Here is a 14,512-nt window from a genome sequence, read left to right as displayed (position 1 = left end):
GGTGTTGACGGTGTCCTGATATCGCCGGACTGTAGTGGACATGCCGACCATTCGAGCACGTCTGCTGGTTGTCCTGGTCGTCCTGTTCGGCTCCGTGTCGGTGGGCGTCCCGCCGGCCACCGCCGCTTCCCCTCCCGGCTCCCTCTGGTTCGACGACCCGACCGTCACCGTGCGGGACGGCCGCTTCACCGACGCCCACGGCCGCGAGATCGTGCTGCGCGGCTACAACGTCTCCGGCGAGACCAAACTCGCGGAGAACAAGGGCCTGCCCTTCGCGTCGGTCGCCGACGCCCGCACCTCGGCGACCGCGCTGCGCGCCCTCGGCGGCGGCAACACCGTCCGCTTCCTGCTCTCCTGGGCGTACGCCGAGCCCGAGCGCGGCCAGGTCGACACGGCCTACCTGGCCGCCGCGACCGACCAGATGAAGGCCTTCCTCGACGCCGGCATCCGCGTCTACCCCGACTTCCACCAGGACCTCTACTCCCGGCACCTCTTCGACACCGACAGCTGGTACACCGGCGACGGCGCGCCCAAGTGGGCGGTGGACGCCGGGAACTACCCGGACGAGTCCTGCGGCATCTGCCTCTTCTGGGGGCAGAACATCACCCAGAACGAGGCCGTGAAGCGCGCCACACACGACTTCTGGCACAACGCGCACGGCGTGCAGGACGCCTTCCTCACCACCGCCCAGAAGACCATGGCCTACGTCCAGCAGCACCTGAGCGCCGATCAGTTCAAGAGCGTCGTCGGCTTCGACCCGTACAACGAGCCGCACGCGGGCGTGTACGACTCCGGGCAGACCAGCCGCGCCTGGGAGAAGGACGTGCTCTGGCCGTTCTACGAGAAGTTCCGGGCCCGCATGGACACGGCCGGCTGGCGCGACAAGCCCGCCTTCGTCGAGCCGAACCTCTTCTGGAACGCCAACCTCGACTTCCAGAAGCAGGAGGGCGGCCTGCTCGACGCCGGGAGACTCGGGCCGCGCTACGTCTTCAACACCCACTTCTACGACCAGAAGGCCATCTCCGGCGTCTTCATGTGGGGCAAGGCCGCCGACGGCCAGTACGCGGGCGACTTCCGCACCGTCCGCGACCGCGCCGCCGCCGCGCAGACGGCCGCCGTGGTCAGCGAGTTCGGACACCCCTTGGCCGGCAACGTCTCCGACAAGGCGCCGACCGTCCTCAAGGCGATGTACCAGGCTCTCGACTCCCGCCTCAAGGGCGCCGACTGGTGGTCCGACCCGGCCGCCTCGGGGCCCGTGCTCTCCGGCTCCCAATGGCAGTGGGACATCTACAACGGCCGCCATCACGAGCTGATGAACGGCAACCCCGACAAGGTGCTCACCACCGGCGACGCCTGGAACGACGAGGACCTGTCCGCCGTACGCCTCGACGGCACGGGCAAGCCCGTGCTGCGCCAGGACGCCCGGCTCCTGGACCGCGTCTACCCCAGCGCCACGGCCGGCCGGACCGTCGGCTTCACCTACGAGGACCGCTCCCGGGACGGGTCGAAGACCCTGACCTGGAACCCGGTGCCAGGTTCCCTGCCGAACGTGCAACGACTCGTGGGCGCAGGACAGTACGGGCTGCTGCTCTGGCGCTCCGACGGCGGCTCGGCGCCCACCGAACTGCACCTGCCGGCGAGCTTCCCGGCCGCGTCCACCACGGTCGTCTCCGACCTGGGCGCGGTCCACGCCCCGTCGGCCTACACCTCGACGACACCGGTCGGCGTGGCACAGGAGCCCGGAGGCACGGGAAGCCGCCGCCTGCTGCTCACCGCGCCGGACTCGGGCGTCCTGCACTACGCGCTGGTGACCAACGGGGCGACGGCTCCCTCGGCGGATCTGCTCGCCGCGGCCCGCTCCGAACTGGCGGCGTGGGCGGCGAAAAAGGTCAACTAGTGCCGCGGCAGGCAACGTTTGCCCGTCAAGGAGCGGCGTCCGGTGCGTGCTCTCGGCGTGCCGGGTGCATGCCCTCGTACTGGATGTACTTGGGTTTGTGCCCGGTGCGGCGAGAGTGCGTGCCGGGCGTCGCGACGGGGCGAACGTTGCCTGCCGCGGCACTAGCGGACGGGCTCGTCCAGCCGGCCGCCACATGGCCGAGCCGGACGCGCTGCGGGTGGTCGCCGACCGGCACGGACACGACCTTCTTCCCGGTGGCGAAGTCGATGGCCGTGACCTGGTCGGTGCCGCTCTCGGACACGACGCAGGACTTGCCGTCACCGCTGACCGTGGCCCAGTAGGGCTTGGAGGCGGTGACGAGCGGGCCCTCCTGGAGGGTGGCGCGGTCGACGACGGTGGCGTAGTCGTCCATCGTGCCCGCGACGCACAGCTTGCGGCCGTCCGGGCTCATCGAGATGCCGTGGTGGCGCGAGTCGTTGACGAAGGTCGTGCGGTCGTCGCTGGTCGCCGCGTTCTTCGGCAGGGTCTTGGTGCGGGTGATCTTGTCGGTGGCGATGTCGTACTCGAAGAAGCCGTTGAAGAAGGAGACCTGGAAGTACAACTTCGACTCGTCCGGCGAGAAGACGGCCGGGCGGACGGCGTCGGAGTAGTCCTTGAGGCCGAGCGCGTCCAGGTGCGGGCGCATGTCGATGACCTTGACCTGCTTGTACGTCGTGGCGTCGACGACCGTGATGCGCCGGTCGCCCTTCGTCCAGTCCAGCCACGGGGCGTCGGTCTGCGTGTTCACGTCGCCGATCGCCATGTTGTAGATGTACTTGCCGTCCTGGGTGAAGATGTTCTCGTGCGGCTTGTCGCCGGTGCCGAACCTGCCCAGTTCCTTGCCGGAGACGATGTCCAGCACATGGACGGTGTTGGAGGTCGACGCCGACACCGCGACCCGCTTGCCGTCGGGGGATACGGCCATGTGGTCGGAGCGGTAACCGGACACGGGGAAGCGCCAGTTGAGCTTCCCGGAGGCGAGGTCGATCGAGACGACGTCGGCGAAGCTCGGCCGGGAGACGACCACCGAGGTCCCGTCCGGTGTGGAGTACATGTCGTCGACGAACTGGTCGTGGCCCTCGCCGACGCTGTTGCGGATCGCCATGAAATAGATCCATTTGATCGGATCTGCGTTGATCGCCGCCATCCGCTCGTCCTTGTCGGGGATGACGTTGATGCGGCCGATCTTCGCGAAGTCACCCGAGGACCGGATGGCATCGGCGGTGCCGTCCCAGTTGTTGCCCACGAACAGCACCTCGCGCAGCGCGACGGAGGAGTCCGGGGAGGCCGCGGGGGAGGCGGTGGCGGCGGTCGCGGGAGCGGTGACGGTCAGGGTGAGGGCTGCGGCTACGGAGCACAGGTGCCGGCGTCGGAAGGCGGGCATGACTGCTCCCCTCTCTGCTGTGGGGTCTGCCGTGGAGTGAGCGTCGTGAGTGGGACATGCCAAAGCTGGGCGCGTGGAATCTGAACACACATGCTTTCAGAGTGAACTTACTGCAAAGTAAGGAAGGGGCGGCCTTCTCCACAAGACCGCGTGCACGACAAAATCGGTGTTCGAACAACGAAGGGAGAGCCGGTGCCGGGCAGACTCAGAGCGCCGACCGGCCGCTACGGCGGCAAGACCGCGGAGGAGCGGCAGGCCGAGCGGCGCCGGCGGTTCCTCGACGCCGCGCTCCAACTGTTCGGCGACACCCCCGGCTTCCGCTCCACCACGGTCGCGGCCCTCAGCGAGACGGCCGGCTTGTCCACGCGTCAGTTCTACGAGGAGTTCCGCACCCTTGAGGACGTGCTCGCCGCGCTGCACCTCCAGGTCAACGGCTGGGCCGAGGCGGCGGTCCTGGAGGCGGCCGCGGGCGCGGCGGAGCTGCCGCTCGTCGAACGCGCCACCGCCATCTTCCGCGCCTACGCCGGGAACGTCGCCGCCGACCCGCGCCGGATCCGCGTCACCTTCGTCGAGATCATCGGCGTCAGCCCCCGCCTGGAGGAGCAGCGGCTCGCCCGCCGGGCCGGCTGGGTCGACCTCATCTGCGCCGAGGCCGACGCGGCCGCCGCACGCGGAGAGGCCGCACCCCGCGACTACCGCCTCGCCGCGACGGGTTTCATCGGCAGCGTCAACGGCCTGCTGCACGACTGGAGCGCCGGCTGGGTCGACGCGACCCTCGACGAGGTCGTCGACGAACTGGTCCGGCAGTTGCTGGGGATCGTGCGGCCGCCGGGGTGGAATCCGCAAGGGTGACGGAAGCCGCCGGGTGCGGGTGAAACCCAACGGCCGCCTCGGCTCCTGTACATGCTCGGCATCAGACCCTTCCGGTACCTGGGGGTGAACCGATCGCCGAGCCCTCCTGCATGACCGCCCCGAAGGAACACGGCCATGGCTGACGAACTCGAACTGCTGCGCAGCGCCGATCCAGTGCCGCCCGGCGGCCCTCACTTCGGCTCGTGCGCTGGCGGGCGAGCCACACCGAACTCGTCGTGGCCACGGAACCCAGGCACCCGGGCCGCCCGGTCCTCTCGGACGAGGGCGGCGAACCGCACCTCGTCGACGACGGTCACGTCCACCTCGACCGGACCTACCCACCGAGCTGGAGCGACGCCCCGCCCAAGTCACCCCCGCCCCGCGACCCGGCCCCGGTGCGCGCCTACCTGATGGAGTCTCTGTACACCGACACCCCGCTGACCACGCCCGAGCCGCTCGACGCCATGGCGACACTGCTCGACAACTGGACCCTCGGCCCACGCGAGAGCGCGGCGCTCACCCGGCTCCTCGTCGGCGCCGAGGGACTGCGCGGTCTCCTCGATGATCCGCCGCGCGAGTGCGGCGCCGTCCATGAGCCGTGCCTGCGACATGATCCACTCCTGGGCCGAAGTACTGCTTCGCCCAGGCGCACGGCATCGACTTCTGCGGGGCCGCTCCCCGGTGGTGCTCCACCCCGGCGCCGGTCACGGCCCGGCCCTGACGGAGCCCGGTGACGCTCCTGCTACTCGTCCCAGGCCTGGACCAGGGTCTGCTCGGCGATCTTGCCGTCGCGCAGCCCGATCATGGACTCGGACAGTACGCGCACCCCGTCCGCGTACTGGCAGCTCTCGCTGTAGGCGGCCTCGTCGCCCTGGATGACGCACCGTTCCAGCTTGTGCGACATGTCGCGGCTGTAGACGTCCTCCAGCATTCGGCCGATCTCGTCCCGGCCGTGCAGGACCTTGGGGTGGCTGGGTTGGGTCGTGCGGTCCACGATGCGCAGCTCCGCATCGTCGGCGTACAGGGAGAGCAGGATGTCCGGATCCCCTTCCACGCCTTGGCGCAGGGTGTCCCGGTCGAAGGCGGGGTCTGCCGCGGTTCCCATGATGACCTCCTTCGAAGGGCCGCGGCCCGCCGGATGCGGGCCGCGAAAGGCCCCTCCTGTCGAGCGTCCTCCCGCCGGGCGGGCTCGGCAAGCGCAACCGGAACACTGGGGCTGAGGGGTGAGCGGCGCCGCCCGCCCGCGTCCGCCGGGGACCCGTTCGCGCTGCGCCAGGCATGATCTCAACACGACGTATCGTCGCCGCCGTAGGTCCCGCCGCTGGCGTCACCGGCCTCGCCGCGCCGATGGCGAACGCGGCCGACGCGGAAGCGAAGAGCCCGCTCAGCCCGATGGCCACGCTCGACTCGCTGACCGTGAGCGACATCCCCGCCGCGCACAAGGACGAGATCCCGCGGCCCTCCTCGCGGCTGGCCGGGCTCAACCGCCTCAACGACCTCGACCAGCTGAACCAGGTCGTCGGTCTGGTCTCCCCGCTCTTCGGCTTCGTCCGAACGTCCGCTGACGGCAGCGCACGCCGAGGGCCGCCCGGGGTTCCGGGCGGCCCTCGGCGTGCGCCCACAGTCCGCGGCGGCCGGGATCAGTCGGCGGTGGCCAGGAACTGCGTCGCCGCCAGCTCCGCGTAGAGCGGATCGGCCGTCACGAGCTCCCGGTGCGTGCCGACGGCCCTGACCCGGCCCGCGTCCATCACCACGATCCGGTCGGCCATCGTCACCGTCGACAGCCGGTGCGCCACCACGAGGACCGTGGTCGTGCGCGCCACGTCCGCGACGGTGTCGCGCAGCGCTGCCTCGTTCACCGCGTCCAGCTGCGAGGTCGCCTCGTCGAGCAGCAGCAGCCGGGGGCGGCGCAGCAGCGCGCGAGCGATGGCGACGCGCTGCCGCTCACCGCCGGACAGCTTGGTTCCGCGGTGCCCCACGAGCGTGTCGAGGCCGCCGGGCAGCCGGGAGACCAGACCGTCGAGCCGGGTCGTCTTGAGCACCCGCGCGAGGGCGTCCTCGTCCGCCTCCGGATTGCCCAGCAGCAGGTTGTCCCGCAGGGAGCCCGACAGGACCGGCGCGTCCTGCTCCACGTAGCCGATCGCGGCGCGCAGCCGGGGCAGCTCCCAGTCGTCGAGGTCCCGCCCGTCCAGCGTGATCACGCCGGACTCGGGGTCGTAGAACCGCTCGATCAGCGAGAAGACGGTGGTCTTGCCGGCGCCGGAGGGACCGACGAACGCCGTCATGCCCTGCGCGGGCACCGTGAAGGTCACTCCGTGGTGGACGTGGGGCAGGTCGTCGGCATAGCGGAAGCGGACGTCGTCGAAGGCGAGCGCGGCGGGCTCGGCGCCCAGGGAGGGCAGCGGGGCCGCCTCGGCGGCCGGTTCGGCGGGCAGGCGCAGGGCCTCCTCGATGCGGGTGAGGGCCGCGGCGCCCGTCTGGTACTGGGTGATGGCGCCGACGACCTGCTGTATCGGCGACATCAGATAGAAGACGTACAGCAGGAACGCGACCAGCGTGCCCACGTCGACCGCGCCGGTCGCGACGCGGGCGCCGCCCACGGCGAGCACGGTGATGAAGGCGATCTGCATGGCGAGCCCCGCCGTGTTGCCCGCTGCGGCCGACCACTTGGCGGCGCGCACGCTCTGCCGCCACGACTCCTGCGCCGCCTCGTGCAGCGTCCGCTCCTCCCGGTGCTCCGCGCCGGACGCCTTCACCGTGCGCAGGGCGCCGAGGATCCGCTCCAGCGAGGCACCCATGACTCCGACCGCGTCCTGCGCCTGCCGGCTGGCCTGGTTGATGCGCGGCACGATGACCCCGAGGACCACGCCCGCGAGCAGGATCACGGCCAGGGTGACGCCCAGCAGCACGGCGTCCACCAGGCCCATCATCACCACCGTCGCGACGAGGGTGAGCCCGCCCGTGCCCAGTCCGACCAGCGAGTCGGTGGTGACCGCGCGCAGCAGCGTGGTGTCGGAGGTGATGCGGGCCATCAGGTCCCCGGGTTCGCTGCGGTCCACGGCCGTGATCCGCAGCCGCAGCAGATACGACGACAGGGTCCGCCGCGCGCCCAGCACCACCGACTCGGCGGTGCGCGTCAGCACGTACGAACCCAGCGCGCCCACCGCCGCGTTGGTCACCACCAGGGCCGACATCGCCAGCAGGGCGCCGGTGATGGCCCGGTCGCGGGACAGGTCGTCGATCAGGCCCCGCGCCACCAGCGGCAGCAGCAGCCCGGTCGCCCCGGTGACCAGGGAGAGCAGCGCACCGGTGAACAGGGACCAGCGGTGCGGCCGTACGTATCCGAGGAGCTGCCGCCACGGGGGTGTGGCGGTCTCGGTCTCTGCGATGCTCACGGCGCTCCCTCGGCGTCGGCGGAGCGTTCAGGCTACGTCGCCGCCGACCCGCGCGGCCTGCCCTTTTCGCAGGGAACAGACGGGCCGATCAGCGCTCCTTACCGATCGGTCGCGCGTAGGGTCGGAGAGGAACGGACCCCGGCCGACGAAGGAGTCAGCAGCATGGCCCAGGAAGTACGCGGCGTGATCGCCCCCGGCAAGGACGAGCCGGTGCGGATCGAGACGGTCGTGGTGCCCGACCCCGGCCCGGGCGAGGCCGTGGTGCAGGTGCAGGCCTGCGGGGTGTGCCACACCGACCTGCACTACAAGCAGGGCGGCATCAACGACGAGTTCCCGTTCCTGCTGGGCCATGAGGCCGCGGGCGTGGTCGAGGCGGTGGGCCCCGGCGTCACCGACGTCGAGCCCGGTGACTTCGTGATCCTCAACTGGCGTGCGGTGTGCGGGAAGTGCCGTGCCTGTCTGCGCGGGAGGCCCTGGTACTGCTTCGACACCCACAATGCGCAGCAGAAGATGACCCTCGCCTCCACCGGCCAGGAGCTGTCCCCGGCCCTCGGCATCGGCGCCTTCGCGGAGAAGACGTTGGTCGCGGCCGGGCAGTGCACCAAGGTCGACCCGGGCGTCGCCCCGCAGGTCGCCGGGCTGCTGGGCTGCGGTGTGATGGCCGGCATCGGCGCCGCGATCAACACCGGGAACGTCGGCCGGGGCGACTCGGTCGCCGTCATCGGGTGCGGCGGAGTCGGCGACGCGGCCATCGCCGGATCGCAGTTGGCCGGAGCGGCGACGATCATCGCCGTCGACATCGACGACCGCAAGCTTCGGACCGCTCGCTCCATGGGCGCCACCCACACCGTCAACTCGCGCGAGAACGACCCGGTCGAAGCGATCCGCCAACTCACCGGCGGCTTCGGCGCCGACGTCGTCATCGAGGCCGTCGGCCGCCCCGAGACGTACAAGCAGGCCTTCTACGCCCGTGACCTCGCGGGCACGGTCGTCCTCGTCGGCGTCCCCACACCCGAGATGAAGCTCGAACTGCCGCTGCTCGACGTCTTCGGCCGCGGCGGGTCCCTCAAGTCGAGCTGGTACGGCGACTGCCTGCCCTCCCGCGACTTCCCCATGCTGATCGACCTGCATCTGCAGGGGCGTCTGGACCTCGGCGCGTTCGTCACGCAGACGATCCAGCTCGACGAGGTGGAGAAGGCCTTCGAGCGGATGCACCACGGCGACGTGCTGCGCTCGGTGGTGGTGCTGTGATGACGACCCGCATCGAACACCTCGTCACCTCCGGCCAGTTCAGCCTCGACGGCGGCACCTGGGACGTCGACAACAACGTGTGGATCGTCGGCGACGACCACGAGGCGATCGTCATCGACGCCGCCCACGACGCCGACGCCATCGCCGAGGCCGTCGGGGACCGACGGCTCACCGCCATCGTGTGCACGCACGCCCACAACGACCACATCGACGCCGCCCCCGCGCTCGCCGAGCGCACCGGCGCCACCATCTGGCTGCACCACGACGACCTGCCGCTGTGGAAGCAGACCCACCCGGACCGCGAGCCGGACGCCTGGCTGGTCGACGGCCAGACGATCGAGGCCGGCGGCGCCGACCTCAGGGTCCTGCACACCCCGGGGCACGCGCCCGGTGCCGTCTGCCTCTACGACTCGGGACTGGGCACCGTCTTCACCGGCGACACCCTCTTCCAGGGCGGCCCCGGCGCCACCGGACGGTCCTTCTCGCACTTCCCGACGATCATCGACTCGATCCGCGACCGGCTGCTGAGCCTGCCGCCCGAGACGACCGTCCGCACCGGCCACGGCGACTCCACGACCATCGGAGCGGAGGCCCCGCAGCTTCAGGAATGGATCGCCCGGGGCCACTGACCGCGTGTCGCCGTAAAAGGCGACAGAAGATGTCCGGCATACCCGTGACCCTGGAGGCGACAAGCAGCCACGGTCACGGGAGGTCGGACATGTCAGCTCCGTTGCAGGACAAGGTCGCACTGGTCGCGGGGGCGACCCGGGGCGCGGGACGGGGGATCGCCGTGGAACTCGGCGCGGCCGGCGCCACCGTCTACGTCACCGGCCGCAGCACCCGCGCCCGCCGCTCGGAGTACGACCGGCCCGAGACCATCGAGGACACCGCCGACCTGGTCACCGCCGCCGGCGGCAGGGGCATCGCCGTCCCCACCGACCACCTCGACCGGGCGCAGGTCAAGGCGCTCGCGGACCGGATCGCGGACGAGCAGGGCCGCCTCGACGTCCTGGTCAACGACATCTGGGGCGGCGAGAAGCTCTTCGAGTGGGACACCCCCCTCTGGGAGCACGACCTCGACAACGGCCTACGTCTGCTGAGGCTCGCCGTCGAGACGCACGCCGTCACCGCCCACCACGTCCTGCCCCTGCTGCTGCGCAACCCCGGCGGCCTGGTCGTCGAGGTCACCGACGGCACCGCCGACTACAACGCCGGGAACTACCGCGTGAACTTCTTCTACGACCTCGCCAAGGCCTCCGTGCTGCGCATGGCCTTCGCCCTGGGCCACGAACTCGGCCCGCGCGGCGCCACCGCCGTCGCCCTCACCCCCGGTTGGCTGCGCTCGGAGCTGATGCTGGACGGCTTCGGGGTACGGGAGGAGAACTGGCGCGACGCCCTGGAGCGCGTCCCCCACTTCGCCATCTCGGAGACCCCGCACTACGTGGGCCGGGCCGTGGCCGCACTCGCCGCCGACGCGGACGTGGCGCGTTGGAACGGCCAGTCGCTGTCGAGCGGCGGACTCGCCCAGGTGTACGGCTTCACCGACCTCGACGGCAGCCGCCCGGACGCCTGGCGTTACCTCGTGGAGGTGCAGGACGCGGGGAAGCCCGCGGACGTCACCGGATACCGGTGAAGCCCGCCCGCCCCACCCGTGTCCGGTGAGGCGGACGGGCCCCGGCAGGCCTCACCGGCCTCTCTCGCTCACAGGCCCCTCTCGACGAAGCGGTCCAGCAGCGCGTCCAGCCCCGCCGCCAGCCCTTCCACACCGCCCCGCTCGGCCAGGGCGGGCGCGGTCGCACGCAGCCTCGGGAGCTCGTCCGACGGCATGCGGTACAGACCGAGCCGGAACGCCGGGTCCGGCTCCCTGGGGTTGTCCACCACGGCCCGCAGTTCCACCGACACGTACCCGAGGACCCAGGCGGTGAAGGCGCGCAGCACCGGGGCGGAACGCGTCTCGTCGAAACCGGCGTCCCACAGGACGCCGAGCACGCGTTCATGATCCCTGAGGACCGCCGGCGCCCTGCGCGCCAGCGGTACCTCGGTGAAGCGGGTGAAGATCAGCGGTGCCCCCTCCGGATGGTCGAGGCAGACCTGGTAGGTGATCCGGGCGATGCGGTGCAGTGCGGCCCGCCACTCGGCGCTCCCGGCTGCGGCGCCCGCTGCGCCTGCCGTGGCGTCCGTCCTCGTCGGCGCCCGGCCCTGCCCCCTTCACCATCATGGGTTTCGCCTGTCCGCTGCTTCGCGCGGTCCCGGGCCGCTCCATGAGGAATGTCACTGTTCCGTCCCAGCGCGGCCGACCGCACAACCGGAACCGGTCTCCGTCCGTCTAGCTGGCAGACATCACCGAACCGCTTTCGTGAAAGGGCAGGACCAGCCATGGGGGACGTACGCAGACGGAGCGCCGTCGCACTGGGGATCACCGGTCTGGTGGCACCGCTCACGCTCGCGCTCGGGGCCGCACCGGCCCAGGCGGCGAGCTGCACCACGCAGGCCGGCCCGTACCAGAAGAAGGTGGAGAAGTACCTCGGCCGTCCGGTCGACGGCAAGCAGTCCGCCGCCGACTGCAAGGCCATCAAGGCCTTCCAGACCAAGCACGGCATCACCCCGAACATCGGCTACGCCGGCTCCGTCACCTGGGGCGTGATGGACCTGATGCAGAAGCAGAAGGCCGTCGGGAAGACCCCCGACAAGGACGGCAAGTGCCCGGTGAACAAGGGCCGGATCGCCTGCGTGAACCTGACGCTCCAGCTCAGCTGGATCCAGGACGGCAACAAGCTCGTCTACGGCCCCGTCCCGGTCCGCACCGGCCGCGACGGGTACGAGACCCGCACCGGCCTGAAGAAGATCTACTGGCGCAACATCGACCACGTCTCTTCCATCTACGACGTGCCGATGCCCTACGCGCAGTTCTTCGACGGCGGCCAGGCCTTCCACTCGGTCGGCGTCAGCATGTGGAACCCGCCGGGCTCGCACGGCTGCACCAACATGACGAAGACCGACGCCAAGAAGTACTGGTCGCTGCTGAAGAAGGGCGACGACGTCTTCGTCTACGGCCGCAAGCCGGGCACCTGACACCGGGTACCCGGCTCGCGTCCGGTGGTGTCCCCTACTGGGGCGCGTCCCCGAAGTCCGGGATCTCCAGCCTGACCCCGCCCTGCCGCGCCGACTCGTGCGCGATGATGCCCGGCAGGGTGTAGCGGGCGGCCACCCACGCGTTCACCGACGGCAGCGTGCGGGAGTTGACGGCGGTCACGAAGTCGTCCACGAGGAAGTGGTGGCTGCCCTCGTGGCCGTTGTGGAGGTGGTCGAACTCCCTCGGCAGCCGCGCGCGGTCGTGCACGGGCGCCGAGCCGGAGGTGAAGGCGGCCCGCAACTCCGGCGCGATGTGCTGGAGCGACGGGTCGTCGGGCGCCATGGTGGGCTTGGGCTCCAGCAGTTCGCTGATGTCCTGCACCCCCTTCTTGTCCTGCCACAGGGCGACCGTGGCGAGCTGCTCCATGCTCGCCTCGGTGCCGAAGAAGCGGAACCGCGACTCCCGTATGTGTGAGGGGTAGCCGACCCGCCGGAACTCGTTCGTACGGAACGAGCCGCCGCCCGCCACCTCGAACAGCGCGGTGGCGTTGGAGACGTCGTTGCCGAACTGGCTGACGTCCTTGTCGAAGACGCCGTCGCCCCGGTCGTCGACGACACCGATCGCCGACACGCTCACCGCGTGGGTCTTCCAGGCGCCCAGCACCCCGCCGACCGCGTGCGTCGGGTACAGCAGCGGGGGATAGCTGGCGGTCGCCTTCCAGTTCTCGCCGCCGCTGTACTGGTAGGCCTCGTAGAACCCCAGGTCCATGTCGTGGACGTAGTCGCCCTCGGCGTAGAAGAGCCGCCCGAAGGCGCCTTCCGCGATCTGGTTGCGGGCGTGGACGGTCGCCGGGTTGTACTCGCTGGTCTCGCCCATCATGTAGGTCAGCCCGGTGGCCTTGACCGCGTCGATGATCGCCGCGATCTCCTTTGTGCTGATGGCCATCGGGACGGCGGAGTACACGTGCTTGCCGGCGTTCAGGCCCTGGAGCACCAGCGGCCCGTGCGTCCAGCGCTGGGTGAAGATGGCGACCGCGTCGACGTCCTCCGACTCCAGCATGGCCTGGTAGGACGGGAAGGTGCCCGCCAGTCCCTGGGCGGAGGCGAGATGTGCGGCCCGCTCGGGCAGCAGGTCGGTGACGTAGACGTCGCCGACACCGGGGTGGGCCTGGAACAGGGTGGCGAACTGGCCCGAGAACTGTCCGGCGCCGACGATGCCGATGGAGAACGTCATGTGAGGCGTGCCCTTCACTGGTGGGGGATCACTGCGAGAGGATCAGGTTGATCTGTTCATTGGTCTGGTCGAGGCTGCTCACGGGCTTGCCGTTGCCGTAGATGTCCTCCATCGCGGGCGCCATCAAGGCCGTCATGTCCGCCGAGTAGCTGGCGATCGGATAGGAGAAGGTCCGGAAGCGCTTCTCGCCGGCCACGGGCTCGGTGAACGCCGAGACGTCGATGCCCTTCTTCCGGTACGCGGCGACGGCCGCCTCGGTCCCGGCCGGGGTGGCGGGGAAGACGACCCCGGACTTGCCGACGACGCTCTGGCAGCGGTCCGAGGCCAGGTAGGCCACCCATGTGCGGGCGCCCGCCTTGTTCTTGGACGCCTTGGTGATGGAGTCGGCGAGGCCGTTCATCATCGTGGCGCGCTTGCCGGTCGGGCCGGTCGGCGTCACGGCGGTCTTGATGTCCTTGCCCTTGAAGCCGGCGTAGGTGGAGATCATCCAGGCCCCGTCGAACGCGGTGGCGGCCTTTCCCGCCGCGATCTGTGTGTTCTGCTGGTTGGACTGGACGTTGTAGTCCGACAGGGGCGGCATGTAGCCCTTCTTCGCCAGCCCGAAGTACCACTGGACGACCGACTGGAAGGTCTTGCTGTCGTACTGGTACTTCGTGCCCCAGCGCGGCTTGTCGAGGTAGCTCCACCCGGCGGAGGCGGCGAAGTTGCTCCACTGGGTCTGGCCGTCACCGAACCCGCCGCCGCCCGTGGCCAGGCCGTACACCGTGACGTTGTTCTTGTCGAAGCCCGGCTCGTCGCCCCGCTTGCCGTTCCTGTCGACGGTGAGACGGGCGATGGCCTTCTCGAAGGTGCCGCCGTCCTTCGGGTTCCAGGACAGGCTGTTCAGCTGCTCGGCGGTGAGGCCGGCGTCCTTCGCCAGCTTCTCGTTGTAGAACAGCGCGACGGTGTCCCAGTCCTTGGGAGCGCCGTAGCGGTGGCCGTCCTGGCCGACCCAGTTGGCGGCGAGGCCCGGCTGGTAGTCGGAGTCCTCGATGCCGAGGCCGTCGAGCGGTTCGAGGACCTTCAGGTCGGCGAACTGGCCGAAGTTCTGGATGTGGTCGGTGAACACGTCCGGCGCGGTGCCCGCGATGAACCCGGCGGTGAGCTTGGTCCAGTAGTCGCTCCAGCCCAACTGCGTGATCTTCACCCTCAGTCCGGGGTTCTCCTTCTCGAACCCCTTCGCGCACGCCTGGTAGGCGGGCAGCTGGTTGGCGTCCCACAGCCAGTACGTGACCGTGTTCGCGGAGGATCCGGCGGCGCCTTGCTGCGCGCATCCGCTGACCAGGGACAGCGCCAGCGCTCCGGTCGCCGCGACGAGCGGACGAAGTCGAATTCGCATCACGGTCCCC

The 14,512-nt window shown here is 70.5% G+C and carries 12 protein-coding genes, 2 pseudogenes and 1 riboswitch; of the genes and pseudogenes, 7 read left to right on the top strand and 7 right to left on the bottom strand.

Annotation, left to right across the window (positions count from 1 at the left end):
* Positions 1-40 precede the first annotated feature (40 nt).
* Complete coding sequence (locus HDC93_RS15960) at positions 41-1,897, top strand: cellulase family glycosylhydrolase (RefSeq protein ID WP_185011318.1); 1,857 nt, start codon at positions 41-43, stop codon at positions 1,895-1,897.
* 25 nt (positions 1,898-1,922) lie between these two features.
* Here the strand turns inward: HDC93_RS15960 and HDC93_RS15955 are convergent, their stop codons facing one another.
* Positions 1,923-3,320 carry a YncE family protein gene (locus HDC93_RS15955; RefSeq protein WP_260419589.1) on the bottom strand — a complete coding sequence of 466 codons (1,398 nt, stop codon included), beginning with the start codon at positions 3,318-3,320 and terminating at the stop codon, positions 1,923-1,925.
* 192 nt (positions 3,321-3,512) lie between these two features.
* Between HDC93_RS15955 and HDC93_RS15950 the strand changes: the two genes are divergently transcribed.
* Positions 3,513-4,172, top strand: a complete 660-nt coding sequence (locus HDC93_RS15950) for a TetR/AcrR family transcriptional regulator (protein WP_185011316.1) — start codon at positions 3,513-3,515, stop codon at positions 4,170-4,172.
* Positions 4,173-4,540: 368 nt separating this feature from the next.
* On the opposite strand, the gene HDC93_RS39680 is transcribed toward HDC93_RS15950, so the two are convergent.
* Both HDC93_RS39680 and HDC93_RS15940 read right to left on the bottom strand, forming a co-directional pair.
* The gene (locus tag HDC93_RS39680) at positions 4,541-4,783 is read right to left on the bottom strand and encodes a hypothetical protein (RefSeq protein ID WP_398985215.1); all 243 of its coding nucleotides are present in this window, start codon (positions 4,781-4,783) and stop codon (positions 4,541-4,543) included.
* Between the two features lie 22 nt (positions 4,784-4,805).
* A riboswitch (ZMP/ZTP riboswitch) is annotated at positions 4,806-4,890 on the bottom strand.
* 24 nt (positions 4,891-4,914) lie between these two features.
* Positions 4,915-5,277, bottom strand: a complete 363-nt coding sequence (locus tag HDC93_RS15940; RefSeq protein WP_185011314.1) for a nuclear transport factor 2 family protein — start codon at positions 5,275-5,277, stop codon at positions 4,915-4,917.
* A 173-nt stretch (positions 5,278-5,450) separates the two neighbouring features.
* On the opposite strand from HDC93_RS15940, the pseudogene HDC93_RS15935 reads away from it, so the two are divergent.
* A pseudogene (locus HDC93_RS15935) lies at positions 5,451-5,723 on the top strand (hypothetical protein); the annotation flags it as partial.
* Between the two features lie 89 nt (positions 5,724-5,812).
* Here the strand turns inward: HDC93_RS15935 and HDC93_RS15930 are convergent.
* Entirely contained in the window at positions 5,813-7,567 is a 1,755-nt protein-coding gene (locus tag HDC93_RS15930; RefSeq protein ID WP_185011312.1) for an ABC transporter ATP-binding protein, read from the bottom strand.
* A 162-nt stretch (positions 7,568-7,729) separates the two neighbouring features.
* Between HDC93_RS15930 and HDC93_RS15925 the strand changes: the two genes are divergently transcribed.
* The 3 genes from HDC93_RS15925 (at position 7,730) to HDC93_RS15915 (ending at position 10,451) form a co-directional block, all read left to right on the top strand.
* A complete protein-coding gene (locus HDC93_RS15925; protein ID WP_185011309.1) occupies positions 7,730-8,818 on the top strand; it encodes an S-(hydroxymethyl)mycothiol dehydrogenase in 1,089 nt (362 codons plus the stop codon).
* Complete coding sequence (locus HDC93_RS15920) at positions 8,818-9,447, top strand: MBL fold metallo-hydrolase (RefSeq protein ID WP_185011307.1); 630 nt, start codon at positions 8,818-8,820, stop codon at positions 9,445-9,447. Before HDC93_RS15925 ends, HDC93_RS15920 begins: the two co-directional genes overlap by 1 nt.
* A gap of 89 nt (positions 9,448-9,536) precedes the next feature.
* Positions 9,537-10,451 (top strand): SDR family oxidoreductase, encoded by a 915-nt coding sequence (locus tag HDC93_RS15915; protein ID WP_185011305.1) that lies wholly within the window; start codon positions 9,537-9,539, stop codon positions 10,449-10,451.
* Between the two features lie 68 nt (positions 10,452-10,519).
* On the opposite strand, the pseudogene HDC93_RS15910 reads toward HDC93_RS15915, so the two are convergent.
* A pseudogene (locus HDC93_RS15910) lies at positions 10,520-10,951 on the bottom strand (TetR/AcrR family transcriptional regulator C-terminal domain-containing protein); the annotation flags it as partial.
* A 243-nt stretch (positions 10,952-11,194) separates the two neighbouring features.
* On the opposite strand from HDC93_RS15910, the gene HDC93_RS15905 reads away from it, so the two are divergent.
* On the top strand, positions 11,195-11,890 hold the full coding sequence (locus HDC93_RS15905) for a L,D-transpeptidase family protein (RefSeq protein ID WP_185011303.1): 696 nt from the start codon (positions 11,195-11,197) through the stop codon (positions 11,888-11,890).
* Positions 11,891-11,924: 34 nt separating this feature from the next.
* Here HDC93_RS15905 and HDC93_RS15900 read toward each other — a convergent pair whose 3' ends face one another.
* Both HDC93_RS15900 and HDC93_RS15895 read right to left on the bottom strand, forming a co-directional pair.
* The gene (locus tag HDC93_RS15900) at positions 11,925-13,124 is read right to left on the bottom strand and encodes a Gfo/Idh/MocA family protein (protein ID WP_185011301.1); all 1,200 of its coding nucleotides are present in this window, start codon (positions 13,122-13,124) and stop codon (positions 11,925-11,927) included.
* 28 nt (positions 13,125-13,152) lie between these two features.
* The gene (locus tag HDC93_RS15895; protein WP_185011300.1) at positions 13,153-14,502 is read right to left on the bottom strand and encodes a sugar ABC transporter substrate-binding protein; all 1,350 of its coding nucleotides are present in this window, start codon (positions 14,500-14,502) and stop codon (positions 13,153-13,155) included.
* Between the last annotated feature and the right edge of the window lie 10 nt (positions 14,503-14,512).

Source organism: Streptomyces sp. AK010, assembly GCF_014207295.1.
GTDB lineage: Bacteria > Actinomycetota > Actinomycetes > Streptomycetales > Streptomycetaceae > Streptomyces > Streptomyces massasporeus.
Note: the sequence above shows the minus strand (reverse complement) of the source record. Positions and strands in the feature narration are given on the sequence as shown.